This is a genomic window from Streptomyces sp. NPDC001732 (genome assembly GCF_053596315.1).
Genome location: NZ_JBSFFY010000079.1, coordinates 1 through 24,808, shown reverse-complemented (window position 1 = coordinate 24,808; position 24,808 = coordinate 1). Strand labels below are relative to the sequence as shown.

Genomic DNA, 24,808 nt, shown 5'->3' with positions numbered 1-24,808 from the left:
ACTCCCATCGATCACATCCTGCACTGGTCACACTGGCGCCGACGACGACAACACCAAGCCCGAACCAGTCACTACAAACGACGCGGACACAGCCCGTAGAACTGGTCACCCATCAGCACAAACACCGTTGCAGTACTAGGCAGTGTCTTCAAATGATCCATCACCCGAGATCATTTGAAGACACTGCCTAGGCCCAATACCGGTGATTTAGGGTGTTTTCAGGCGTCTGCTGGTTGGTTTGGTGGGGGGCACCAGTGTGAGGGTGTGAGCCGGCTGTGGGAGCGGATTGCGATGGTGGGTGTGTTTGAGGTGCCGGTTGGTCATCTCGCGTTTGATGACGCGGGGGTTGGAGCGTTGTCTGCGGGGTGGCAGGAGCCGTTGCAGCAGCTCACGGATGGTGTGTGTCAGGGCTCGTGTGAGTCGTGAGGGGGAAAGCGCCGCCTGGTCGGTGACGTGGTGGCGGGCGGCGTTCAGGGTTCGGGTGAAGGAGATCCGGTCGGGATCGAGGCCGGCCTCGCGAGCCGCCTGGTGCATTACGTCGCGCAATGCGTGGTGGACGAGGAGGAATCCGTAGATCTCCTGCTCGACGCCGTCGGGATACTGCGAGCGCAGGACGAGCTGCCGACCGCCCTGGTGGGTCTTGATCTCGTCCAGGGTGTTCTCGATCTCCCACCGCTGGTGGTAGAGCGCGGCGAGCTCGACGGCAGGTGCCTGACCGGGGTCACAGACAGTTGTCACCAGCCGGTAGATGGTGTCCTCGTCACGGCCGTCGAGCCGGTATTCGACAACACGGACCCGTGCCGGGTCACGCCGGTCACGGTCACCACTGGCCACGATCTCGGACAGACAGGAACCGTCGTCGAAAGACCGCAGGACCGGCAGGACGATGTTCTTGCGGACTCGCCCCAACAGGTCCGCTCCCGTCGCGGATGCGGCCTTCCACAGCTCGAAACCGGTGATGCCACGGTCGGCCATCAAAAGCATCCCCGGCCCGGTCCGGTCCAGCAGGGCCGGGATCAGCTGCTGCTCGTGGACTGACAGCGGACCGGTCGCCGCGGCAAACACCGCATGCGTCCCGCACTCGACCAGAGCAGCCACCCTGACCTGCGGATACGCACTACGCTGCTGTCCCCGTCCCGAACCGGGCCGGCCGAAGAACAAGCCGTTGGCCTCGGTGTCCGGGACATCGAAGACCGTGCCGTCCACCGCGGCCAGCCGCCACCGCCGATACCAGACACCCGCTGTTTGCGGTGTCGCGACCGGATGGCAGACCCGACCGAACAGTGCCTTCACCGGCTCCGGGCCCAGCCTCCGCCGGGCCCGGCCGATCGCCGCCGTCGTCGGCACCCGCCACGGCTTGTCCCACCGCCGCACACGCTCCAGCCCCTGCGTCAGAAGCCGGGCCACTTCCTCATACCCCTGGCCGGAGAACAGCCACATCGCGAGCACGAAATACACCACCACCCGGGCCGGCACCAGCCTTGAGCGCTGTTCCCCACGCCCGCACTCCGCCACCACCTCGTCCACCAGCTCGGGCGGAAACACCCGCGTCAGCACACCCAGAGCGATCCGGTCCGACAACCGGCCACCCGACGACTTCACCTGCCCAGGCCTCGGCACACCACACCCAACGACCAACACCACTCAAAGTCACCGGTATTGTGCCTAGGAGGCGTATTCCCATGGCGTTCTCGGAGAGGCCGGGGCCGGCCACGGTCACGGCGAGGACGAGGCCGATCGTGTCGGTGAGGATGCCGCGCTTCCGTCCGACGATCTTCTTCGCGGCATCGGTCCCCTGCCCGGCCGGGGACGCCATGGCGTCCTGCAGGCCGGTCAGTCGAGGTCGGTAATTCCGGTGGCGGCACGGGGCCGGTTGCGGGCCCACTTCTTGAGGTCGCCAGCGCGGTAGAGGAGTTCAGTGCCGCGCTTGCCGACCGGGGCGGCGGAAGGCAGGACCGTTGGCCCGGGCGAAGCGCAGGGCGGCCAGCGTGCGGACGGCACCAAGGAGCTGATCGCCATGAGCGAAGGCTACCGGGAATCAGCGGATTCCTGGGCCGACCTGCTGCGAGACTGACAGCGGCGTGGGACGCACGCCCCTGTCCTGGCGGTCGGCGACGGCGCGCTCGGTTTCTGGAAGGCTGTGACCGAGGACTTTCCCGAGACCCGCCATCAGAGGTGCGGGGTTCACAAGGTCGCCAACGTCGCGAACGCCCTGCCGAAGTCGGCCCAGCCCGGGGCGAAGAAGGTCCCGCGAGAGATCTGCAACGCCAAGGACCGCGACCACGTGCTCAAGGCTGTCGCGGCGTCCGAGAGAATCCATGGGGCGAAGTTCCCCAAAGCCGTCAAGAAGGTCACCGATGACACGGACGAAATGCTCGCGTTCTACGACTTCCCCGCCGAGCACTGGATCCACCTGAGCACCACGAACCCCCATCGAGTCCACCTTCGCAACGGGTTCGACTCCGCACGAAGGTCACCAAGGGCGTCGGCAGCGCGGCCGCCGCCTTGGCATGGTCTTCGAACTGGTGGAGTCCGTCCAGCAGCAGTGGAGAGCCGTGAACGCACCCCACCTCGTCGCACTGGTTCGTGCCGGGGCCGGCTTCGAGCGGGGCATCCTCGTCGAGCGAGCCGCGGCCCGCGGAACTTCACCGGGGACTGGCCGGAGGCGATCGAGGGCTTCGAACACGGTGAAGTCGAGTACGAACTGTCCCGGACCGAGTGGGAACAGCGGTAGACGTCAACGACCCAGTCCGCAACTCTTGACAATTTCTCCAGTCGAGCCAGAGCCGAGAGTCGTGGGCGGGGCCACGGGGAAGGCAACCGCCGCACCACATAAGCCATGCCACATCACCCAGGCCTGCAAAGATCCATACGCTCAGGCAACGACCTCGGATCCGGGCGCCTCTCGTGCCAATGAGATCGCCCCCACGCTGATACTGAGGGGGCACGCGTCTGGGCTGCTACCCGTCTCGTCGACAGGGGGCTCGATGTACGTCACTCGGAACTTCCCCGCCGCCCCGCCCGACGCTTCCCTGGAACAGGGCGGCACTCCTGCGCGTGGGCGTTCAGCCGGCCGCTGAGACGAGCGGAGTACGTCGACGAAAGCATACGGTGACTGTGCGTATTCACTGGGGTGGGTGACATAAAGGGGCGGTGGCGGGTATGTGCGGGTGGCATGAGGAAAGGAGGTTCGCACCCCAAGACGGGTGTGCCCCGGAAGGAGGACCTCGTGTTCCGTCATTCGGCACGTACGTTCGTAGTGAGCCTGTGCGCGCTGGCCGCAGCCGCGTCAACGGCGCCGGCCCTGGCCGGGGAAGCACCATCTCCGGCGCCGCACACCGCTGACCGTGCTCTCCAGGCGCAGACGCTCACCGACCTGAACGCCGCGATGAAGGGCGAGGCGTACGCCTACGCCGCCTACAGCCTCTTCGCGGCCGAGGCCGACCGTCAGGGTCTGCCGAGCGTCGGTAAGCTCTTCCGCAGCACCGCGCAGACCGAGCTGAACGAGCACCTGCACGAGGCGGCTGCCCTGGCCGGAACCGTCGGATCGAACGCGGCCAATCTGCGCCAGGCCATCGATGGTGAAACATACGAGCATCAGGTGATGTACCGCCGCTTCGCCGAGCAGGCCCGCACCGACGGGGACCTTCAGGCTGCGAAACTCTTCAGCGAGATCGCCGCGGACGAGGGCCGTCACCGCGACGCCTTCCGCGCAGCGCTGACGGTCATCACCACGGGCCGCGGCACCATCCCGGCACCGCCGAAGGCCGACGTGGTGACGGTGCCCGCCGGACTGCCGAAGGTCAAGGCCGCCCGCACCAAGGCCAACCTGGACACCGCCCTGCACGGCGAGGCGCTTGCCCACGCCAAGTACATGCTCTTCGCCGCCCACGCCCGGCAGACCGGCAACACCGCGCTGGCCAGCCTGTGGGAGGGCACCGCCAAGATCGAACTGCAGGAGCACTTCGCCGGCGAGGCGGTACTGGCCGGCCTGGTCCGCACGACGAAGACAAACCTGCGCACGGCCATCACCGGGGAGCACAACGAGGCGACCACCGTGTACCCGGGGTTCGCCCGGCGGGCCACCGCCGTCGGCGACACCGCCGCCGCCCGCTTCTTCCGCAACACCGCCGCGGACGAGGCCAAACATGCCGCCGCATTCCAGCAGGCACTCAACCAGCTGCGGTGACCGCCCTGGCGGTACCCGGAGACCAGCCGCACGCATCACGCAAGGCAGTCCGGCAGGCCGACGTCTCAAACCGGCCGGACTGCCTCCGGCGCGACTGCTGCCGCATCACCGCCCGGCGCTGGACCGGCTCGTTGAGAAACGCCCCTGCCAGGTCGCCTTCGCACCCGAGTCGCCGATCCGGTACATCTGGACGGCCGCGCCGACGGCCACGACCAGGGTGATTGCCAGCGCCACAACATGCACCCCACCAGAAGAAGCAGTCGGGCCACGCCGGCGGGGCCGCTGGTCTCCCCGCCACGGTCTTGTTCCCGGCGGATGGCGGCGCGGCCGAGCAGCCAGACGGCGACCGTCACCACGGACAGGGCGATCGCCCATGGAGTAAGAACCCCTAACGAAATGACCTCATGGCGCCTGTTGGTGAGTGCGGTTGGTACTGTCCGACCGTGACTTTGACTGACCTGAGGGACGGCTTTCGCGATGATGACCAGCGGCAGCGCGTCCAAGCAGTCGTTCACAGTCGCCTCGCGGATGACCGGGAGCCGCAGGAGTGTCGCTACCTGATGCGTTTCTGGTGGCAGCTGCGCATGCCGTACCAGGAAGTCTCGCTTGAGGAACTGCGCCTGAACGTGGGCAGGCAGAAGCTGGACGCCCTCATGGAACTGATCAACGCCATCCGGTCCTCCCACGACAAGATCGATGCGTGGCTTGCCGCTGCGGAGAAAACGTTCCCGGTGATTCAGGACCGCGGCTTCAGCTTGGACCGCGACGGCTGAGGCACGAGCTTCGTCAGGCGCCGCCAGCTGATGATGCAGCAGGCGAGCTTGAGGAAGGCTTCGTGGATGTCGTCACGGATCTCCCACCGGATCCGCAGGCGGCGGAACCAGTGCAGGTGGGCGAATGCGCGCTCCACGACCCAGCGGCGGGTGCCGAGCCCGGAACCGTGCTCGGTCCCGCGGCGGGCGATCACCGGTTTCACCCCAAGCTCCCGCACGAGACGGCGGTACTTGTCGTGGTCGTACCCGCGGTCACCGAGCACGACGTCCGGGCGACGCCGGGGCCGGCCGCGTTTGCCCCGCACCGATGGAACGGCTTCGAGCAGCGGAACGAGCCGGGTCACGTCATTGCGGTTGCCGCCGGTCAAGGTGACAGCGAGCGGGACGCTGATGGGGCTCCTTGAAAATCCCCACCCCCTGCTCGGGGTGCCATCAGACTTGCTCGACGGATCTCCCCACCCATTCCGAGCCTGTCCTGGGACGGGACACCAATGGCGAGGGACCGCCCGATAGCCCGTCAGGGTCCGGGTGGTGTGTAGTTGCACATGCCGTAGCGGCATGTGGTGTGGTCGAGGGCACCACAGCACGAAAGGCCCTGTCTGCGATGTACCCCTCCGTCACGATTCCCCGCGAGGTCAAGATCGGCGATGCCGCTGCCTTCGCCGGAACCACCCCGCGCGCCATTCGTCACTACCACCAGATCGGTCTGCTGCCGGAGCCCGAGCGAGGCGGAGACGGACGCCGCCGCTACGGCTACGACGACATGATCCGTCTGCTGTGGATCCGCAAGATGTCCGAGGCCGGCATCAGCCTGGACGACATGCGGGCCGCCTTCGACGAAGCCCGGGACGTTGAGGACGTCCTGGGCCGACTGGAGGAGACCCTGGCCGCCCAGGAGGCCGACATCAAGCGTCAGCGCGCGGCAGTCCAGCGCCTGCGAGCCGTGGGCAGCCCACTGGGCTTGCTCTCCCCGTTGGTCACGGACCGGCTCAGCCACCTGCCCTCTGGCGCAGTGCGCCCCTCCGACCTGGACGCCCTGCTGGTCACGGAACGGATCTTCGGGCCGCTGGGAGCCGCAATTCAGGCCAGTGTGTTCATCACCCTGGCGACCCATCCCGGCCTACGGGCCGAGGCAGACCGCCTCGACGCGGCCGACGCCGCCCTCGATGACACCGTCGACCCCCACGATCCGCAGGTCGAGGAACTCGCCGCGCAGCACTGTGCCCACCACAAGGCCCTGGAACAGGCCATGGCAGCGGCCGGACTGGACGAGGCCGAGGAGAAGCTCTTCGAGATCTACGACGCCGAGGCGAGCGGCGAGGAGGACACCCAGATGAGTGCCTTCGAAGCGGTCACCAAGATGCCCTATGGCTTCTCCGCGGCCCGGACGCGGTGCATTGAACTCACGGGCCGGCTCCTTTACGGGGACCTCTCTGCCAGCAGCTGATCGCTGGTGTGGCCGTGCGTGAGGATCCCGGATCGGCCACCGACACGAAGCCAGCGTCTCGACGTCTCGACACGGCCGGCACGCTCCACGAGCGGGAAACCCAAGCCGACGACCCGGGCCACGCTCCTTGAAACTCCCCACTTCGTTGAACACCAGAGCGAGTGATGCGAGGAGCATCCCTGGCCGTTTTCAAGAATCCTGTGTGTCACGAATGCGAAAGGAACCGTATGTAGGAACAGTTCTGGAAGCAATGAGCCTTTTCCAAGCCGGCGGTGCTGACCGTGTGTTGGACATGCCTGCGCAACGACGAAGCTCCTGGTAGACGGGTTCTCGACCAAGATCACCCGTGTCTGCCAGGACTTCGCGTGCTTGTCCACCCATCCTCGATCGATCTGTCCAATCGCACCCTGCGGTTCCTGACCGGGCGGCTGAAGACCAGGCGGCAGGAGATCGGGACGCGGTGGCGGCGTCTTCCCGCCTCGCGGCAGGCCCTGCTCGCCCTGGCCCACCTGCGGTGCGGTGACACCTGCGCCCGGCCGGCTTCCGGGTTCGGCATCGGGATCGCGACCGTCCACCGCTGCATACGTGAAGCCGTCGAGGCCCTGGCCGCCATCGCACCATCCCTGGCCGAGGCGATGCGGACGATCCGGGAGAAGGCGTTCGTCATCCTGGACGGCACCCTGCTGCCGATCGACCGCATCGCCGCCGACACCCCCTACTATTCCGGGAAACACAAGCGTCACGGCATGAACGTGCAGGTCCTGACCGATCCGTTCGGACGGTTGCTCTGGGCCTCGCCGGCTCTGCCCGGCTCGACTCGCGACCTGACCGCCGCGCGACAGCACGGGATCGTCGAAGCTCTCACCGAAGCAGGGCTCAAGTGTTGGGCGGACAAGGCGTATCAAGGCGCCGGCGGACCCGTCCGGGTACCGTTTCGGGGCCGGCGCCTCAAGCAGCGGAAGCGCCGCCACAACACCACCCACGCCAAGATCCGCTGCCTTGGCGAGCAGGCCATGGCCACCCTCAAGGGGTGGCGTCTCCTGCGGAAGCTCCGCTGCAGCACCAACCGGATCACCGACGTCGTGAAGGCCGTCCTCGTCCTTCACCATGCATCAGCGTGAGGTTGGAAAGCGCTCACTGGTGATCTGCCGGCGCTGTCATGAAGACATCCACGCGGGGCGTCCCACCGCAGTACTACGGAAGTGATCACTGGAGAGCCGGATGCCTGGAAATCGGGCCCGTCCGGTTCGGGAAGGGGCCGTCGGAAAAGGACCCGCGCCACGGGCACCTCGTCGGCGGCCTACTTCACTCGGAGGGGGCCGCGCGGAAAAGGGCCTGCACATGGCAAGCACCTCGTCGCGCGGCCTACCCAACCAACCGTCATCTGGACCCGACGCTGACGAAAGACGGGATGCGCCTCTGGATACCGCTTCGAGGCTCCCTTGCGTTGAGACGGCCAGACATTCTTGGCGGGAAAGGCTCGCCCCTCGGTGAGGCTGTGGCCGCGAGCAGGTGGCCCACTCCGTCCCGGACGGTGACGGCTACGGGAGGCGCCAGGGCGTCCGGCACACTGTGGGTGTGCCTCAAGCAGTGGCGCGGCCTGGTCACACGAACCGACAGACTCGCGATCGCATACCAGGCTGCCCTTCACCTCGCAGGCATCCTTGCTCGTCGGAGCGGGGCCGTGGCGTCCCGGAGCCACTTACGTCTATGGATGGGGGATCTGCGGGGGCGCGGTGGAACGGGCCGCGCGGTCGAGGTCGGCGAGAAGGCGTTCGGCGTCGGTCATCAGCGACCCGTACACGTGCCACGCGCCGGGCTCGGGCAGTGTGCCCTGCTGGATATCGCCGGTCATCATGGTGTGCCACGCGGCGGCGTCGTCGATTGCCCGGTGCAATCGCCGGCGGGTGTCGTCGTCGGTGGAGCCTCCGGCCTGTTCCGCGACCTGGTCCAGCAGGACGATGCCCGCGGCGTTGTCGTGGGTGTTCGCGGCGAGGGCGACGACCGCGATGACCAGGCCGAGAGCGTCCACGGCTAGGCCGCGCTTGCGTCCCGGCACCCGCTTGGCCGGGTCATGACCGCTCGTGGAGGCGGGGACCCCGGCGGCCACATGGACACTCTGCGTGTCCAGCACCACCAGGGTCGGGTCCTCTGATCGGCGGGCACGCTCGCGGACCTGGCACCGCAGGAGTTCATGGATGACCTGGTCCGTCCCGTCGTCCCGCCACGCGGCGAAGTAGTAGTAGGTCGCGCTCTTCTGCGGCAGGTCATGCGGGAGGTAGGCCCACTGGCAGCCGGTCCGCCCCCGGCACAGGATCGCGTTCACGATCTCCCGCATGTCGTAGGCGCCCTGGTGGCCGCTGACCGAGCGGTGCCGGTCCTTCCACGCGGTGATCATCGGCTCGATCAACGACCACTGCTCGTCCGATGAGTCACTCGGGTACGGCTTGCGTTCACTCACCCGGTCACATCACCAGATCAACAACAGCGGACCAGCGGATTCCGCCCCACCGCCACACCATCAGGCGACAGCAGAACCCCTCAGAAACTCGTGAATCGCCCACTACGGCTTCTACCTCACCACCCCCGGCGACGGCCACACCATCGACCCCAGCATGAAGCTCTGCGGCGGCCGGACCTGACGCCCGGCGCTCCGACAGTGGCGGGTTGGGATTCCAACCCGCCCGTTCTGGCTCTTGTATGACGTTCCGTGGCGAGGCCGGCGCATAAGGGCTCAGTCGAACGGGGATTACAGCTGGGTGAAAAGCAGGGGGTACGGCAACGTTTGGTACCGCGGGCGGCTGCCCCACTGGTTACGGGGGCTGCTCGTCCTCGCGGCCGGATGGGGAGTCCTGCTCTGCGGTCAGCAGGTCGCTGAAGGCTACGGAGCGACCATGGAGTACCGCGACGCACCGGTCTGCCAGGACGGGGGCCGGAGCGGAGACGGGGATGAGGGGGAACTGTGCGTGCGGCGCGAGGCGGGCACGGTGCTCGACCGGCGGACGGGTGAGCGTTGCACGTCCAACGGCACGAGCGGCGGCACGACGGGAGGCATCACCACCGGAGGCATCACGGCCGGAGGCGGTATGAACACCGCCGGTGGCGCCATCGGCGGTGTGACGGCCGGCGGGGTGACCACCGCAGGCGGCGGAGGCGGCGGTACGACCTGTACGACGTACCACGACCTGAAGGTCCAACGGTCAGGGGATACAACCTGGTTGGGCGTGGGTTCGGAGACGTACGACGACGCCAGGAGGGGTGACCACGCCGAAGTCCGGCTGTGGCAGGGGGACGTCGTGGAGCTGAGGGTTCGCGGCCACATCGACTCCTACGCGCCCTCCTCGCAGCAGGAGGTTCTCCCGTGGCTCGCGCTGGGCTGCCTGATCCTGGCGGGCGGCGCATGGGCATTGCTGAGCGGGCGGCTCTCCGGCTTCTTCGCCTTCCCCAACTTCGGCTTGCTGTTCGTGGCCGTTGGGTTCGGCTGGCTCGGCTCCATGGCACTGTTCGGCGGCCACCCCGTGGTCTGGGTGTTCGCCATCGTGTGGACGGGCTTCGCGGTCTTCTGGACCGTGAGTGCTTGGCGGGACGGGTAGCAGCCCGTTCGAGCCTCCAGCGATCGGACCGCCGCCGGTGAGTCAAGTCGGTGCACGGGGTGCGCGGGGTGCGTGAGCTTAGAAGTCACTCGGATACGGCTTGCGTTCACTCACCCGGTCACATCACCAGATCAACAACGGTGGACCGACAGATTCCGCCCTACCACCACACCATCAGGCGACAGCAAACCCGCCCAAAGGCTCATGAACCGCCCACTGACAGATGCCGAGTGGGAACGACTGCGGCCGTTCCTGCCCGTCAGCAACGGGTGTTGTGGCAGGTGGCGGGATCATCGTCAGGTGATCGACGGGGTTTTGCATCGGGTACGGACCGGCGTGCAGTGGCGTGACCTGCCCGAACGGTTCGGGCCGTGGAGGACCGTCTATGAACGCCACCGGTTGTGGCCGGTGGACGGAACGCGGGAGGGACTGCTTCAGCAGGTCCGGGCCGGGGCTGACGCGGCAGGTGGGATCGACTGGGACATCGCGGTCGCCTCCACCGTCGTGCGCGCTCGTCAGCACGCTGCCGGCGCTCGGACCGATCCGTCGCCGATAGCCGCGTCGAAGGGGGCCGAAGAGGTGGAACAGCAGAGCGAAACGCCGTGGCAGAGTCTCTTCGCCCGCATGGTGGAGGTGGTGCTGGGGGGTGAGGGCCTGGGCCGCTCGCGGGGCGGGTCCACCGGCAAGCTCCACCTGAGCGCGGACGGTCGCTGCCGCCCGCTGTCCCCGGTGGTCACCGGCGGACAGCGGGCGGACTGCACCCAGTTCAAGCTGGTCCTGGAGAAGATCCGTGTTCCCAGGGCCGGTCCGGGCAGGCCTCGGAAGAAGCCCGACAGCTTGGCGGCTGGGAACGCCCGTACAACCACGGTCCGAACAACCCTCACACCGTCACCGGCGGGCACTACGACCACGTCCACGTCACCTACAAGCACTGAACGCGCCCGTACCCGAAGTGAGAAGAAGATCCGCTGGAGGGGATGCTCCTCAAAACCACACCCTGGACACCCCACCACACCCACCGAACTTACGAAAAGATCAGTAGTGAGCCGGGCAAGGGGAGATCATAGGGAGATCAGGGATGTGCTTCTGCCACGTGCTGCTGGTCAGGCTGCCGGAGATGGCCCGACAAACTCGCTGCGCGGCCTGGTCTGCGTCACGGTAGTACAGGCGTACCATTTGATCACCTGCAGTCGCGAGAGTGCGTCCGGAAGGGGCGAACGCAACCGACAGCACCCACGCGGCAGAGCCTCTCAGGGGGCTGCCCGATGGCGTCGCGTCACGCGGGTCAGACACATTCCACAGACGTACCGTCCCATCCTCGCCGCCGCTGGCCAAAGTACCGCCATCGGGGCTGAAGGCCACTGTGCGAACGCTATCGGTGTGCTTGGCCAACGGCGCCCCCAAGGGTGCGGGGTCACTCGGTTCTGTGATGTCCCACAGGCGTACCGTCCCGTCTTCGCCGGCGCCGGCCAGAGTGCGGCCGTTGGGGCTGAAGGTCACCCCATTGATGGACTGGCCGGTTTTCGGCAGCTTGCCAAGGGCGCGGGGTGCGGTGGGATCGGCGATATCCCATAGTTGGACACCGCCTGGGCTGTCGCCGTCGGCCGTGACGGTGGCCAGGGTTTTCCCGTCGGGGCCGAGGACCGCGCTCTCCGCCTCTTCGGCCGGAGCAGTGCCGAAGAGGCGCGGCTCCGCTGGCTCGCTGATGTCCCACAGGGCCACGCCGCCGAAGTTCGCCGTGATCAATACTCTTCCGTCCGGTCTGAAGGCCAGAGATCCCGAAATGGCGTCATGGCTGAACGGTTTGCCCAGAGCCTTGGGTTCAGCCGGCTTGCGGACGTCCCACAGCATCACTCCTCGGGTGCCTGCCGTGGCCATCGTCCGGCCGTCGGTGGTGAAGGCCACGGCATAGAACTCTTCGCCGAATTCCCCGGCGCTGCTTCGGCTGCCGTGTTCGGAAGGGAGCAGCGGTTTACCCACGCGAGTGGGATGGTCCGGGTCGGTGGTGTCCCACAACTGCAGGTCGGATGCTGCGGTGGCCAGAAGGCGGCCGTTTGGGCTGTAGGCGACGGACCTGACCATCGTGGTGGCTCCGGTCATCAGGGCGAGCTGCGGGATGCTCCACAGACGTACCGTCTGGTCCCCGCCTGCTGTGGCCAGCGTGCGCCCGTCGGGGCTGAAGGCCAATGAAAAGACTTGTTCCGCATGCCCTGTCAGGGGATCGCCGAGGCGAACGGGGTTGGCTGGGTCGGTGATGTTCCACAGCAGTGCCGTCCGGTCGGAACTCCCTGTCGCGAAGGCGCGGCCGTCGCCAGAAAACGCTATCGCTGTGACGGCGTTGGAATGCCCGCCCAGAACGCCGAGAGGGGAGGTCGCAGTGCGGTCCGACAAGTCCCACAGCTGCACTCCACCCCTCGCGCCGGCCACGGCCAGGATTCGGCCGTCGGGGCTGAGGGCCATCTTGATGGATGCTAGTCCTCCCTGAAGTACGGGCCTCTCCAGGCGAACTGGTCTCGCCGGGTCGGTGACGTCCCACAGCCGGCCGCCCACGCCAACGAGGGCCCTGCCCCGGCCCTGACCGTTGGCAGACACGGTGGGAGAGGACCGGCCGGAAAAGCCCTCCAGAGATGTGCCCACGCGAGTGGGGCTGGCGGGGTCGGAGATGTCCCACATGCCCACCACCGTTATCCCGGGGCCTGTGGCCGCACGGCTCTTGGCTCGCACCGTGATGAGTGTCCGCCCATCCGGGTGGAAGGCCACCGTGTAGGCAGCGCCGCTTCCGTTGCTGGGAATCTGCCCCACTGGCCGCGGGCTCGACTGCCTGTTGGCATCCCACAGACGTACCGTCCCGTCCTCGCCGGCTGTAGCCATGACACGCCCGTCCCGGCTGTAGGCCACCGAATAAAGAGCACCGATATCACCCGCTCGGATGGTCGATGACGTCGGCGGACCGTTCGAATCGGTGACGTCCCAGAGTCGCACGGTCCCGTCGTAGCCAGCACTGGCGAGGGTATTGCCGCTGGGATCGTAGGTCAGCGCGTGAACGACACCCTTGTGACCGCGCAGAGCTGTGGAGAGTGGTGCGCCTGAGGCGTTGACGAGTGCCGTGTACGTGGGCGGCGAGGCGTGCGTCCGGTATGCAGCCAATTCCAGTTGAGCGGCCAACGACGCATCGGTGGTACGCAACAGTTCCGCTTCCGCGATCAGCCTGCTGGCCACTGCTGCATCACGTTGGGCCTGTGCGGCGTCACGCTGCCGGAACGCGTCCGCCGCGGCACCGCCGGCCAGGAGAACCAGGGTGACGAGCACGGCGATGAAGCCGCGGCGCCGCAGTGTCGTGCGGCGTTCCTGTCCGAGCGAGGCGCGCACGAACCGGGATGCGGCAGGGCTCAGGCCGAACGAGGGTTGGGTCGCCCAGCTGCGGACCGCTTCCAGGCGGTTCCCGCGGTACAGCACGGACCGGTCGCGCCTGTCACGCTCCCAGATGACGGCCGTGTGCTCCAGTTCCTGACGGATCAGATGGCTGACCCGGTCGGTGTCGACCCACGAGCGAAGACGGGGCCACGCATGCAACAGTGCCTCGTGGGTAATCTCCACCAGGTCCTGATCCTGTGTGAGTAATCGGCTGTGCGTGAACGCATCCATGGCAGCTTGGGCCAGAGCAGGGTCGAGACCTCCCAGGAGATCGCCTCGCCCCATGGGTCGCCGGGTGTCCTCAACACCGTCGCCGATCCTGATCAGGCGAAGGAAGAGCACACGAGCCACCATCTGGGCGTCACGCCCCAGCCCGGCGTGCACACGTTCGGCCGTGTCGGCAACGGCATCGTGAATGCCACCAGTAGCTCGGTAGCCCTCCACAGTCAGAGTGCTGCCGTGCCGTTGCAGCCACGTGGCCCGCAGCGCATGGGCCAGCAGCGGAAGTCGCCCTGGCTTGTACCCCCGCTCACATCTCTCGGTGTCACCGGCCGTCGTGGCACCGAGGTCGCGCAACAGGAGCTCGATCAGGCCGGGCTCGACCTCCAGCCCCGCCTCCTCGGCGGGGTAGAGGATCGCTTCACGCAGCTCGACCTGCGTCATGGGGTTGAGGAGAAACTGGTCGGACTCGAGAACGCCCCTGAGTCGGGGGTGCCCGACGCATGGTTCGTAGAAGTCGGCACGCAGCCCGTACACGACCGCCGCCAGCGGCTCGTCGCCCGGTCCAGCGACGCTGATCTGTGAGAGGAAGCTGAGAAATTCGTCCCTCTCCTTGTCGTCCGTGCACAGGGTGAACAACTCTTCGAGCTGATCCACGACCACCATGAGGCGCATGTTCACCGGCCCGCCTTCACCACGGGGTGTGCGCACCACGTCGCGTAACGACTGGGCGTAGCCCTCGGGATCAGCCGTCAGCTGATCGGCAATGTCATCGGCGCCGGTTCCGGTGACCATCGCGAGCTGTGCGGCCAGCGCTTGCATGGGCCGGGCGGTGGGAGTGAACGCAAGGACGGGCCAGTACCGTGAGCCGGGCAAAGCCCCGCCTCTGAGCGCGGGGAGCAGGCCGGCCATCAGCAGTGACGACTTGCCGGCACCGGATGAGGCGACCACGGCCAACGGCCCGCCCACCCTCAGCCGTTCGTCCAGCCGCCCTGTCAGAAGCGCTGTCGCGCTTTTCCTGCCGAAGAACCAGCGGGCATCCGCTGTGCCGAACGAAGCCATGCCCGGGTACGGGCATTCGTCCCCCAGCCCGTCCGCATCGGTTCGGCGGACGCTGCGCGCACCGTCTCGGTAGTGCAGGTGCAGGTCGCCCTCTGTAACAAACTGATCCCCCGCCGCCTGGTAGAACCGGCTGTCGTCAGACGCACTGCCCTGGAGATGAACGTGGGGTTCCTCGCGGTACGGCTTCTCTGGCGAGGTCATCGCTCGGTGATGTGCTGGTCCCTGCCCGCCTGGTAGACCTTGGCGTGTCCCGAAGCCCGTGCCCGCATGTCGACAGGTCCCGCCCCGGCCCGGTCTTCGGCTGCCGCAGATTGAAGCTCCGCCACCATGCGTCGTAACTCCTCGGCCAGCTCAGGGTCAGCAGCCAACAACCGCCGGAGCCGGCCGTGCCACTCGCCCACCAAGTGCTGTTCTGCCTCCCCGTCTTGAGTCTGACGGGCAGTCAGTAGCTCCGTGCGAGTCTCGACCAGCTCCGCCTCCACCACCTCGGCCCGATCTGGGTGGACTCGCTGCCAGAGCCTTCCCACCAGACTCTTGACGTTCTCCCACCCGTCCGTCGCCAGCACACCCACCATGGTCGTCGCCGCCGACGAGGCCAGTGCCGCCAATTCCGGATCCATTGGGCCCCCTCACCCGTTGTCCTGTCGATTCACTTAAGCGTGATGAGTCATATCGTGCAACAGTGCGCCAGTAACACATGGGCGACGGCCCACCAACTCCATGGGCACGGCCCCCTCAAACAGTGGCTCCCTGCGGCCGTGAGGTGGGCGCCTCGCCCGGGACAGCGAACCAGTGAGCCTTTTCCGAGCCGGCGGTGGCTGACCGTGAGCTGGACATGCCTGCGCAACGACGAAGCTCCTGGTAGACGGGTTCTCGACCAAGATCACTCGTGTCTGCCAGGAGCTTCGCGTGCTTGTCCACCCTTCCCCAAGCTCTCGGCTTCGCTCGAGCAGGGGAGGCCCCATTCGATCGACCTGTCCAATCGCACCCTTCAGTACCTGGCGGGGCGGCTCCGGGCTCGGCGGCGGGCGATCGGGACGCGGTGGCGGCGTCTTCCCGCCTCGCGGCAGGCCCTGCTCGCCCTGGCCCACCTGCGGTGCGGCGACACCCACGCCCGGCTCGCCACCGGGTTCGGCATCGGGATCGCGACCGTCTACCGCTGCATACGTGAAGCCGTCGAGGCCCTGGCCGCCATCGCACCGTCCCTGGCCGAGGCGATGCGGACGATCCGGGAGAAGGCGTTCGTCATCCTGGACGGCACCCTGCTGCCGATCGACCGCATCACCGCCGACACCCCCTACTATTCCGGGAAACACAAGCGTCACGGCATGAACGTGCAGGTCCTGACCGATCCGTTCGGACGGTTGCTCCGGGCCTCGCCGGCTCTGCCCGGCTCGACTCACGACCTGACCGCCGCGCGACAGCACGGGATCGTCGAAGCCCTCACCGAAGCCGGACTCGGATGTTGGGCGGACAAGGCGTATCAAGGCGCCGGCGGACCCGTCCGGGTACCGTTTCGGGGCCGCCGACTCAAGAGATGGAAGCGCCGCCACAACACCACCCACGCCAAGATCCGCTGCCTTGGCGAGCAGGCCATGGCCACCCTCAAGGGGTGGCGTCTCCTGCGGAAGCTCCACTGCAGCACCAACCGGATCACCGACGTCGTGCAGGCCGTCCTCGTCCTTCACCTCGCATCAACGTGAGGCTGGAAAGTGCTCACTGATCGACAAAGCCATCGAGCGCAGCGCGCTGACATCCGTGGTCCCCGGGGCAGCCATGGGTCCGCCTCACCATGGCCGACGCCCCTCACGTTCCGGTCCCGCGGATCATGGCTGAGCTATTCTCCGCGCATGCGCAGACAGTTCACCGGCTGGCCGGAGCAGGCCATGGACGTGTTGTGGCAGCTCCAGGGCGAACCGACCAGAGCGACCCGGGAGCGCTGCCGCGCGGACCGTGAGCGCCTGGTCAGGCAACCGATGATCGCCCTGCTCAACGAGGTCGCGGACACCGACCCCCGGTACGAGGACTTCTCCGTCTGGCACTACCGCACCGACTCCTGGTGGTGGCAGAACCAGAGCGCGGTGATCCGACTCGGCCGCAAGGTCGAGATCGGTCTCCGGTTCTCCCTGGACGGCCTGCGGATCCAGGGCGCCTGGTGGTATCCCGACCCCGGCCAGGTGGACATGTTCCGCAAGGCCGTGGCCTCCGAGGGGAGCGGCCGAGAACTGTCCACCATCGTCGAGGACGTGCGACGCAAGGGCTACGACATCTCCGGGGACGTGATGAAACGCCCCCCGCGCGGCTATCCGGCGGACCACTCCCGTGCGGACCTGCTGCGCCACCGTTCGCTGATCGCCGCCCGTCCTCTCGGGTACGAGGAGTGGCTGCACACTCCCGAAGCGGTCGAGCGGGTCCTCTCGGCCGCCACCGACCTGGACGCCCTGCTGATGTGGCTGGCCCGCCACGTCAAGCTCGCCGCCTGACATCACCCGGGCTTCTGAAGCCGGTTGCCCCATAGCGGATGGCTCGCAGAGTGGCCACTGGGAGCTGGGCGAACGGCGCGGGAGTGCGTGAGCGTTTGGTTTGCATATTGGGTGCATTGCGATGGCTCTAGGCGGTCAAGCGCGGGTGCCTGAGCAGTGATTCACCGGGAAAGTGGCTTATGCGGCAATCCGTGGGCCAGTAATGCACCGGCTTTCCCCCCAAGAGCTCCCGTCTCATTCAGAAACTATCTGGTTCATACGGGTCTGCGAACCCGCGCCCCAGTCCACCAGATACCTCCGCACACGCCCTGTCCAGGTCGGCCGCCGCCACATACCCAGGCATCATGCAGCACTCACAGCCCTACCCAAGCGACCTGCCCGACGCCCGCCGGGAACTCATCCGCCCCACCCTGGAAGCCTGGCGCCAAGCCCGCGCCGGCATCCGCAAGCCCACCCACGACCTACGCACCCTGATGAACACCATCCTCTACGTCGACCGCACCGGCATACCGTGGCGCTATCCGCCCCACGACTTCCCGCCCCACCAGACCGTCTACGGCTACTTCGCCCGCTGGGAAGCCGACGGAATCTTCGACCAACTCACCAGCATCCTCCGCGGCAAAGTCCGCCAAGCCGAAGGCCGCGCGAGCCGGTCCAGCGCCTGCCTGATCGACAGTCAGAGCGTCAAAACCTCCGCCACCGTCCCGCTGACCGGCCAAGGTATCGACCCGCCCAAGAGGATCATCGGACGCAAACGGCACATCGTCACCGACACTCTCGGCCTCCTGCTGACCGTCGCCGTCACCGCCGCAAGCGTCCACGACTCCGCGGCCGGCACCCAGCTCACGACCAAGACCGCCGCACTCCACCCGACCGTCACCAAAGCCTGGGCCGACAACGGCTACAAGACCAAAGCCGTGGAACACGCAGCCCAACCAGGCATCGACCTTGAGATCGTCCAACGCGATCCCACCACCCGAGGGTTCCAGCTGCCCGTAGGGCGCGGAGTAGACCCGGTGCCGGGGGACGCGCAGAGCGACCTCGCCGTGGGTGGCGCAGCGGGCGCGGTACACGGCGAAGTCCACGCCCTCCCCGGCGAGGCCGAGGAGTTCGAGCCCTTGCTCCTCGGACACCCGGGCAGCCACCTTGAGGGTGTCCAGCTCTCCGTGCTGGGGGCCGGTCGTCACTGGGCGGTCCTTCCGGCGGGGATCGGGATCCGGGCGGCCAGGGCGGCGAAGTCGTCCAGGCTGGTGACGTGCGGGTCCGCGAAGTCGGGGAAGCGAGCGTAGCGGTCGAGCAGGACGGGGTGCAGACCCGCCCCCTGGGCTCCCTCGACGTCGATGACGACCGAGTCGCCGACGAAGACGCACTCCTGCGGCGGACGGGCGAGCCGTTCGCAGGCGAGGGCGAAAATCTCAGGTCGGGGCTTTTCCAGCCCGACTTCGCTGCTGATGACGACGGTGTCGAAGAGCCCCGTGAGGCCGGTGCCGTCGAGGACGTCGCGCAGCCACCGGTCAAAGTTGGAGACCAGGGCGAGCTGGTGGCCGGCCTCGCGTAGGGACCGCAGGCACGGTACGGCATCGGGGTAGGCGCGGTACCGCGCCGGATCGAGGATGTGCCGGGCATCGCCTCGGCCGCCTCGGCCGAGGCGATGCCCCCGGCCCTGTGCAGCGCCTCGCGGCAGAACCGGCTCCACATGGCCAGCTGCCGCTCGGGATCGGGTTCGTCGTCGGGCCAGTCCCCTTCGGCACCGATGGCCCACAGCGCATGGCGGACGGCAGCCGTGTCGGGAGCCCCGGCCTCGCCGAGCCAGGCGGTGGAAAGGACCTCGGGTATCGAGGGGACGAGCTCGATGAGGGTGTCGGCGGCGTCGAAGGGAACGGCGGGCAGAGCGGGGCCGGGCGTCGGTACGGAGGTCATCGCAGCTCCTCGTTGGTGATGAGCATGGTGCACAGGCCGCCCCGGGTGGCCTCGGCGGCGCGGTGGGCCGCTTCGGCGTCGGGCCGGTTCAGGACAAGGGTGTTCTCCGAGCCGGAGAAGTAGTCGCTCATCAGCACGGCGGTGGCCGGACGTCCGCTCAGCCGGGCGGCGCGCAGGGCGAGTTCGACGTCACCCTTGTACATCTCGACCAGCACGCAGGTGATTCCGGCGGTGAGGTAGCAGGTGAGCTCGCCGAGGAACTGCTCGGCGGGAAGCTTGTGCCGGCTGTGCAGGCCGGAGAAGTAGGCGAAGGAACGCGCGAACGGGTCGGTGCGGAAACGGTCTGCGTTGCGGGAGGCGGCGAGCAGACCGATCGGCACGCCGGGGGTGACTCGGATCTCCCGGTTGGTGACGGGCAGGCCGTCCAGGACGTCGTAGGCGTCCGGGTTCCCTTCGATGAGCAGGCCGACCCGGCCGATGCCCTTCTCGTGGCGGAACAGCCGGGCGACGTGGTGCCGGGAGGCCTCCAGCGTCGCCGCGTGCCGCTGTTCAAGTGCGGAAACGCTTTCCTTCAGGCCCTGCACCGCTTTCTGATATCCCGTCAGCGGCTCAGTGACCTCGGCCGGCAGTCCGGCGGTGTCCTCCTCGGTGAGGTCGCGCAGCAGGCCGAGCCGGGATAACGCGCGCTGCCGGTCGCCCACGTCGCCCTGACGAAGCATCTTCGCCAGTCGATCGGCCAGTTCGACGGCATGGCCGGTCGCGGCCCTCGTCGCGGAGAGCTCGGCGGTGAGGTCGTGCACCAGCGGATCCAGTGTGTCCAGTGCGAAGCCGGCCTGCCGGAGGAGCCCGTGGCTCATCGCGGTCCAGGTTTCAGCCATGGCTCGTCCCCCATTGCGCACAGCACGCCACCGGACCTCTGGTCGCCGCCGGTCAGGGATGCGGGACTGGCGCCTCGCGCCACAGCGTCACATGCCCCGGCGGAAGACCTCGAGCCGGTAGCTCCGTGCAGTCCCCCGGATTCGTACTCGGTGGAGAGCACTCGGCTCGACTACGTGTTTCCAAGATCTGATCGCATGTGATCGCAGACAAGTGCCGTGGACCGAGGCGGGTTTCGCACTTCCACACACTGCGGTAACCGCATCCGTCGCAGGTGGTGCACTTTCCATTGCCCCTGCAGCGCTGGCACCTGTTCCACATGGTGAGTCCTCTTTTCGTTACTGCCTCGTCGGTGGTTGATGACGTTCGTCGGCAGGCGGCGTCCGGCCGACCACGGCCGTCGTCAGTCGGTGCAGTTCGCGCAGGGGCATCACCGACGAGGCTCTTGCCTGGCGCCCCACCTCCTGACTGTCCGGCGCGGAACGACAAGTGTCAGTCGGTGTCTCATTTCGGCGGATTGGAGGTATACGGTCCCCAGGGCAGGCAGGGTGTGTACGGCGCGTGACCCCAGGCGACGCATCCCAACCCAAGAGCCAGAGGGATCGCGCCAGCCCTTTCCGGCAGAGGAGGAGACCGCATGGAACTGCCCGCACGGAGCGCATCGGCCGACGGCAGCGGCACCACGGACCAGGAACGGTGGCTTCACCTGGCACCGCAGGACGTCGTGTTCGACCGGGTGGAGTTCGTCGGCCTCTACGCGGTGCTGCGGTGGCACACCACCCGGGGCGGCTTCGCCCTGGTGCGAGATCGGCGTCGACAACCCGGACCGGCGCCGTCGGCGCCACCCCGAACCAACTGGTCGCTGAACAGCGTCCCGCTCAGGGATGCCGGGACGCGCAGAACCACGAGGAAGAGGGCGGCGAGGGCGGCCGCTCATGGTGTGGGGCGGCGGGTGTTCGGTGTGATCGGGGCGGGGGAGGCGAGAGCCTCGGGGGTGGTGGTCCACTCCGTTCCTCCGCCCGGTGGCCGCAGCCACGCCCCCGGTGCCGGGTTCTTGCCGTCGGGGGCGAGCAGGCCGATGGTCTCGGTGAACGCCTCCGGATCGGGCCGGGCCCAGGGCCTCCGGCAGGTGCGACCGCACTGCGAAGGAGACCCCGGCTGCGCAACCGTTCGAGACCGATACGAGTCTAGGGACCGGAAAACTTTTCCCCTGGAAGTCACCGTCCGTTCTCCCGCGTCCCAGCAGAGGATCTCTCCATGCCGATACCCCCGCACCACCGTCGCGCCCCCCGTGCCGTTGCCGCCGCTCTCGGCGCCGTCGGCCTGGTCGCACTGGCCACGGCTCCTGCCGCCTTCGGCGATGAAACCGCACCCGAACTGGTCGTCGGAGGCGTCGAGCCGGTCAAGGGGTTGAAGCCCGGGGGCGGCTTCGATCTGTCGGCAACCGTGGCGAACAAGGGCACCGGGGCAGCCGAGAAGGTATGGGTCTCCTACGCCGTCACCCGAGGACTCGCCTTCGCGGAGGTTCCCTCCAACTGCCTGACACAGCAGGTCCGTTCCTACGACGAGATGCCCGAGAGATGGATCGCGGTGTGCGCGTTCGACCAAGTGGTGGAGCCGGGCACCGTCTACACGCCCGAGAAACCTCTCCGCGTCGAGGCACTGGACCGCGCGCTCAACGACGAGCTGCGCGTGAATGTCTGGGACGGCGATCCCGGAGCGGACGAGAACGGCACCACGCCGGTGGCGGGAACCGCACCGGCGGTGAAACTGGTCGAGGGACAGGCCGGGAGCGAGGGGTCCGCACGAGTGGTCAGCGTGCCCATCAGCACCGTCAACACGGCCGACTACCAGGTGACGGGTGCCGCGCTGAAGGGGAGCGTCGGTGACAAGGTGACGATGAAGGTGAAGTTCACCAATGCCGGGCCCGCATGGATCATGCCCAGACCGGGGGACCGGTCCGTCAGCGTCATGATCACGCCTCCCGCCGGGACGTCGGTCATCAAGCGCGGCCAGTTCTGCCGGGCCGAGGGCAAGGGGTACGTCTGCGGCATGCGGTCGATGAACGAGGGCGGCCAGGAGACCTACACCTTCGAGTTGAAGATCGACAAGCGGGTGACGAACGCCAAGGGCCAAGTGGCCCTGAGCACCGAGGCACGGCCGTTCGACCCCAACAAGGCCAACGACAAGGCCGACATCACGCTGGACGTCACGGGTGGAGGACCGACCGGCTCGACGGGCGGCCCGGCCGACATCTCGGGCGGCTCGTCGACGGCCGGTGACGACGGGACCACGACGAACGGCGACAGCCTGGCGGAAACCGGCTCCTCGACGCTGCCGCTCGCGGGAGCGGCTGCCGCAGCGGTGGCCGCGGGCGCGGGCACGCTCCTCGTCGTGCGCCGTCGCCGGGCCCGGAGCATGGGCTGACGACCGCCCGGCCGCCAGGAACCGTCCTGATTGATCTTGTGGGGCGGATCGTGGCGAGCCGACGGACGCGGCGTGGGAGCGGGCAGCGCCTCCGTTGCCGGGTGTCGGTGGGTGGGGCCGACGGCCTGGAAGCCGTAGGCACACTCCCGCTCTGCACCAAGAACGCTGTCGTACTCGTCCGGCGCGCGGAAGCCGACGGCCAGATCGACCACCTTCGCGATGACCCAGGTGAGGACGGAGAGGAAGGCCATCACGGAGACGATGGCGAGGAGGGTGCCGCCGGGCCGGGCGATGCGCAGACCGGTGGCGAGGACCCGGCATTCGTGGCGCTCCCTGCGGGCGAGCCGCCCCTCCGTCAGGGTGTCGCCGACGACTACGGTCGCGCCGAGCTCGTCGTCGATGCACTCGACATGGCCCACGGCCGGGGCGGACTGGAGTCCGGCTGTGTGATCCACAGCGATCGCGGCAGCGAATATACGTCGACCCAGTTCCGGGAAAGAATAGAGAAGTTGGGGCTACGGCAGAGCTGCGGACGCACCGGATCATGCTTCGACAACGCCGCCGCGGAAAGCTTCTGGGCCCTACTCAAAGAAGAGATCGGCACCCGCACCTGGCCCGACCGCGCCACCGCCCGCGCGGAGGTCTTCAACTTCATCGAGGCCTTCTACAACCGCCGCCTGCGCAAGCACAAGACCTTCGGCTATCTCACCCCGGCCGAGACCAGGCAGCGGCATCAACACGCCCTCGCGGCATAACGATCACATGTCCGAGATCACGGGGAAACTTCATCCGCCACCTTCGCCAGGCCCTTGGACATGGCCAGATCTCTGGTCCACTGACGCCCCTTCATACGGCACACCCCATGTCCCGGGACCTGCCGTCCCGGACGACGGCCTCGCGGTCCGAGCAGGCAGCCACCTGAGCTTCGTGCGTGACCAGGATGACGGCCGTGTCGGCGGTGCGGGCGGTCTCAGTGAGCGGTTTCATGACGCGCTCACCATTCAGCGAGTCGAGCGCGCCGGTGGGCTCGTCGGCGAACAGCACCTGCGGGTTCGTGACGAGGGCGCGGGCCACGGCGACGCGCTGGCCCTGACCGCCGGAGATCTCGCCCGGACGCTTCTTTCGCCGGGCCCTCGACCTCAAGCCGCTCCATCCACGACACGGCCGTGCTCTCGGCACTCCTGCGGGAGGCACCGGCCAGGCGCAGGGCCACGTTCTGCGCACAGGTCAGTTCGGGCACCACCTGTCCGAACTGGAAGACGAACCCGAACTTGGACCGCCGCAGCAGACTACGCTTGGCATCGCTCATGCCGGCCATCTCTCGGCCGTCGTACGTGATCGACCCGGAGTCGGGCGCCACGATGCCGGCGAGACAGTGCAGCAGGGTCGACTTGCCGGAGCCAGAGGGGCCCATCACGGAGACGATCTCGCCCGGGTGGATGGAGAACTCCGCGCCGTCGAGGGCGACGGTCGGTCCGTAGGCCTTGCACAAGTCCTCGGCGGCCAGAAGGGGACGGGGAGGAGTGGTCACTTGACCACCACCTCGGCGAGACTGCCGAGACGGGCTGCGGTCGGCTCCAGCCAGCGGAGAGCGGGTTCGAGGTGAAACAGGGCGTGGGCGCATGTCTGGCCGCCCTGCAGCAGGCGGGACATCGCTGAGTAGACCTGATCGTAGGGCAAGGGCCAGTCGTTACCCTATGGCTCGTCAAGGGCCCGCTTGAGGTCGTAGCCGTGACGTGGCCCGGATCCAGGGAGCCCCGTGAGGGTGTGAGCGATTGCCATGCGAGCACTATGCCTAGTGTGCATCCACTGCATGTATACATGCTAGGTATAGCTGCTGGGTGGGGCGCGTGGCCTGCCCCTGAGCGATCAGACTCTTTGCGTTCGCGGGGGAGATCAGATCCGGCCCGCCGCACGGTCCGGATCTGGCCGATGATTCTCGGCGGCGACCCAGCCGGCTCTGTTCGTGACAACAGGTTCTGGCGCAACTTCTGCTTGCGCCGTGAGGTGCTCTTGGTTCGACCGGAGGTGAAAGACCTGCACCAACCCGCTGCCGAGGCAATCGGGTTGAAGCTGAGGGCAGCCTGAACCGGGGGATGGCGCGGAGGGCGAGAGCGTTCCTGGCAGCGCCGGACGTGTCCAGGACTACCAGATGGTGACCACACAGTGGTGAGTGACGTGCCCACGCCCGCCGCTGCGGACCTGACGGCCGAGTCTGGAAGTGATCACTGCCGAGGCGACGTCAGTGAGCGCTCTGCCTGGGATATTTCGGGGCGCTCTTCGCGGCCAGGGGCTTACACTCCTCAACCGTGCCTACCAACGCAGAGATAATCAGTCTGGCCCTGGACCGGATCACGTCGGGATACGTCTTTCCTCAGCGAGTCGCGGAGATCGAGGGTGCGATT

At 67.7% G+C, this 24,808-nt stretch carries 15 protein-coding genes and 10 pseudogenes; 13 read left to right on the top strand and 12 right to left on the bottom strand.

Annotated elements, in window-relative coordinates; translation table 11 throughout:
* Nucleotides 1-426: 426 nt before the first annotated feature.
* The 3 genes and pseudogenes from ACWCXX_RS36415 to ACWCXX_RS36405 form a co-directional block, all read right to left on the bottom strand.
* Nucleotides 427-1,620, bottom strand: a pseudogene (locus tag ACWCXX_RS36415) (IS4 family transposase); the annotation flags it as partial.
* Between the two features lie 46 nt (nt 1,621-1,666).
* Nucleotides 1,667-1,798, bottom strand: a pseudogene (locus ACWCXX_RS36410) (IS5/IS1182 family transposase); the annotation flags it as partial.
* 35 nt (nt 1,799-1,833) lie between these two features.
* On the bottom strand, nt 1,834-2,019 hold the full coding sequence (locus ACWCXX_RS36405) for a hypothetical protein (RefSeq protein WP_451134895.1): 186 nt from the start codon (nt 2,017-2,019) through the stop codon (nt 1,834-1,836).
* On the opposite strand from ACWCXX_RS36405, the pseudogene ACWCXX_RS36400 reads away from it, so the two are divergent.
* The 3 genes and pseudogenes from ACWCXX_RS36400 to ACWCXX_RS36390 all read left to right on the top strand — a co-directional run.
* Nucleotides 1,982-2,627 (top strand): annotated as a pseudogene (locus ACWCXX_RS36400) (IS256 family transposase); the annotation flags it as partial. The gene ACWCXX_RS36405 and the pseudogene ACWCXX_RS36400 sit on opposite strands and share 38 nt — an antisense overlap.
* 11 nt (nt 2,628-2,638) lie before the next feature.
* A pseudogene (locus tag ACWCXX_RS36395) lies at nt 2,639-2,734 on the top strand (GNAT family N-acetyltransferase); the annotation flags it as partial.
* A 495-nt stretch (nt 2,735-3,229) separates the two neighbouring features.
* Nucleotides 3,230-4,189, top strand: a complete 960-nt coding sequence (locus ACWCXX_RS36390) for a ferritin family protein (protein ID WP_451134891.1) — start codon at nt 3,230-3,232, stop codon at nt 4,187-4,189.
* 105 nt (nt 4,190-4,294) lie between these two features.
* Here ACWCXX_RS36390 and ACWCXX_RS36385 read toward each other — a convergent pair whose 3' ends face one another.
* Nucleotides 4,295-4,423: a hypothetical protein gene (locus ACWCXX_RS36385; protein ID WP_451134889.1), complete on the bottom strand. Its 129-nt coding sequence runs from the start codon at nt 4,421-4,423 to the stop codon at nt 4,295-4,297.
* 209 nt (nt 4,424-4,632) lie between these two features.
* Here ACWCXX_RS36385 and ACWCXX_RS36380 point away from each other — a divergent pair, with 209 nt between their 5' ends.
* Nucleotides 4,633-4,962, top strand: coding sequence for a hypothetical protein (locus ACWCXX_RS36380; RefSeq protein ID WP_451134887.1), 330 nt, complete (start codon nt 4,633-4,635; stop codon nt 4,960-4,962).
* Here ACWCXX_RS36380 and ACWCXX_RS36375 read toward each other — a convergent pair.
* Nucleotides 4,926-5,345, bottom strand: a pseudogene (locus ACWCXX_RS36375) (transposase); the annotation flags it as partial. The gene ACWCXX_RS36380 and the pseudogene ACWCXX_RS36375 sit on opposite strands and share 37 nt — an antisense overlap.
* Before the next feature lie 221 nt (nt 5,346-5,566).
* On the opposite strand from ACWCXX_RS36375, the gene ACWCXX_RS36370 reads away from it, so the two are divergent.
* Both ACWCXX_RS36370 and ACWCXX_RS36365 read left to right on the top strand, forming a co-directional pair.
* Nucleotides 5,567-6,409 (top strand): MerR family transcriptional regulator, encoded by an 843-nt coding sequence (locus ACWCXX_RS36370; RefSeq protein ID WP_451134885.1) that lies wholly within the window; start codon nt 5,567-5,569, stop codon nt 6,407-6,409.
* Nucleotides 6,410-6,774: 365 nt separating this feature from the next.
* On the top strand, nt 6,775-7,530 hold the full coding sequence (locus ACWCXX_RS36365) for a transposase family protein (protein WP_451134883.1): 756 nt from the start codon (nt 6,775-6,777) through the stop codon (nt 7,528-7,530).
* Nucleotides 7,531-8,335: 805 nt separating this feature from the next.
* Here ACWCXX_RS36365 and ACWCXX_RS36360 read toward each other — a convergent pair.
* Nucleotides 8,336-8,870, bottom strand: a pseudogene (locus ACWCXX_RS36360) (transposase); the annotation flags it as partial.
* A 298-nt stretch (nt 8,871-9,168) separates the two neighbouring features.
* On the opposite strand from ACWCXX_RS36360, the gene ACWCXX_RS36355 reads away from it, so the two are divergent.
* Together ACWCXX_RS36355 and ACWCXX_RS36350 are read left to right on the top strand one after the other, a co-directional pair.
* A complete protein-coding gene (locus ACWCXX_RS36355) occupies nt 9,169-10,002 on the top strand; it encodes a hypothetical protein (RefSeq protein WP_451134881.1) in 834 nt (277 codons plus the stop codon).
* Between the two features lie 204 nt (nt 10,003-10,206).
* Nucleotides 10,207-10,836 (top strand): annotated as a pseudogene (locus tag ACWCXX_RS36350) (IS5 family transposase); the annotation flags it as partial.
* A gap of 201 nt (nt 10,837-11,037) precedes the next feature.
* On the opposite strand, the gene ACWCXX_RS36345 reads toward ACWCXX_RS36350, so the two are convergent.
* The gene (locus ACWCXX_RS36345) at nt 11,038-14,898 is read right to left on the bottom strand and encodes a WD40 repeat domain-containing protein (protein ID WP_451134879.1); all 3,861 of its coding nucleotides are present in this window, start codon (nt 14,896-14,898) and stop codon (nt 11,038-11,040) included.
* Nucleotides 14,895-15,317 (bottom strand): hypothetical protein, encoded by a 423-nt coding sequence (locus tag ACWCXX_RS36340; RefSeq protein ID WP_451134877.1) that lies wholly within the window; start codon nt 15,315-15,317, stop codon nt 14,895-14,897. Before ACWCXX_RS36340 ends, ACWCXX_RS36345 begins: the two co-directional genes overlap by 4 nt.
* A 348-nt stretch (nt 15,318-15,665) precedes the next feature.
* Between ACWCXX_RS36340 and ACWCXX_RS36335 the strand changes: the two genes are divergently transcribed.
* The 3 genes and pseudogenes from ACWCXX_RS36335 to ACWCXX_RS36325 all read left to right on the top strand — a co-directional run.
* A complete protein-coding gene (locus ACWCXX_RS36335; protein ID WP_451134893.1) occupies nt 15,666-16,400 on the top strand; it encodes a transposase family protein in 735 nt (244 codons plus the stop codon).
* A 147-nt stretch (nt 16,401-16,547) separates the two neighbouring features.
* Nucleotides 16,548-17,180, top strand: coding sequence for a DUF2461 family protein (locus tag ACWCXX_RS36330; RefSeq protein WP_451134875.1), 633 nt, complete (start codon nt 16,548-16,550; stop codon nt 17,178-17,180).
* 344 nt (nt 17,181-17,524) lie between these two features.
* Nucleotides 17,525-18,172: pseudogene (locus ACWCXX_RS36325) on the top strand (IS5 family transposase); the annotation flags it as partial.
* A gap of 191 nt (nt 18,173-18,363) precedes the next feature.
* Here the strand turns inward: ACWCXX_RS36325 and ACWCXX_RS36320 are convergent.
* Both ACWCXX_RS36320 and ACWCXX_RS36315 read right to left on the bottom strand, forming a co-directional pair.
* Entirely contained in the window at nt 18,364-18,876 is a 513-nt protein-coding gene (locus ACWCXX_RS36320) for an HAD-IA family hydrolase (RefSeq protein ID WP_451134873.1), read from the bottom strand.
* 220 nt (nt 18,877-19,096) lie between these two features.
* Nucleotides 19,097-19,978 carry a hypothetical protein gene (locus tag ACWCXX_RS36315; RefSeq protein WP_451134871.1) on the bottom strand — a complete coding sequence of 294 codons (882 nt, stop codon included), beginning with the start codon at nt 19,976-19,978 and terminating at the stop codon, nt 19,097-19,099.
* Nucleotides 19,979-21,233: 1,255 nt separating this feature from the next.
* On the opposite strand from ACWCXX_RS36315, the gene ACWCXX_RS36310 reads away from it, so the two are divergent.
* The gene (locus ACWCXX_RS36310) at nt 21,234-22,403 is read left to right on the top strand and encodes a hypothetical protein (RefSeq protein ID WP_451134869.1); all 1,170 of its coding nucleotides are present in this window, start codon (nt 21,234-21,236) and stop codon (nt 22,401-22,403) included.
* Nucleotides 22,404-22,510: 107 nt separating this feature from the next.
* Nucleotides 22,511-23,158: a transposase gene (locus ACWCXX_RS36305; protein WP_451134867.1), complete on the top strand. Its 648-nt coding sequence runs from the start codon at nt 22,511-22,513 to the stop codon at nt 23,156-23,158.
* A 91-nt stretch (nt 23,159-23,249) separates the two neighbouring features.
* On the opposite strand, the pseudogene ACWCXX_RS36300 reads toward ACWCXX_RS36305, so the two are convergent.
* Nucleotides 23,250-23,934 (bottom strand): annotated as a pseudogene (locus ACWCXX_RS36300) (ABC transporter ATP-binding protein).
* Nucleotides 23,931-24,185 (bottom strand): annotated as a pseudogene (locus tag ACWCXX_RS36295) (hypothetical protein). The pseudogenes ACWCXX_RS36300 and ACWCXX_RS36295 overlap by 4 nt, the downstream one beginning before the upstream one ends.
* Between the last annotated feature and the right edge of the window lie 623 nt (nt 24,186-24,808).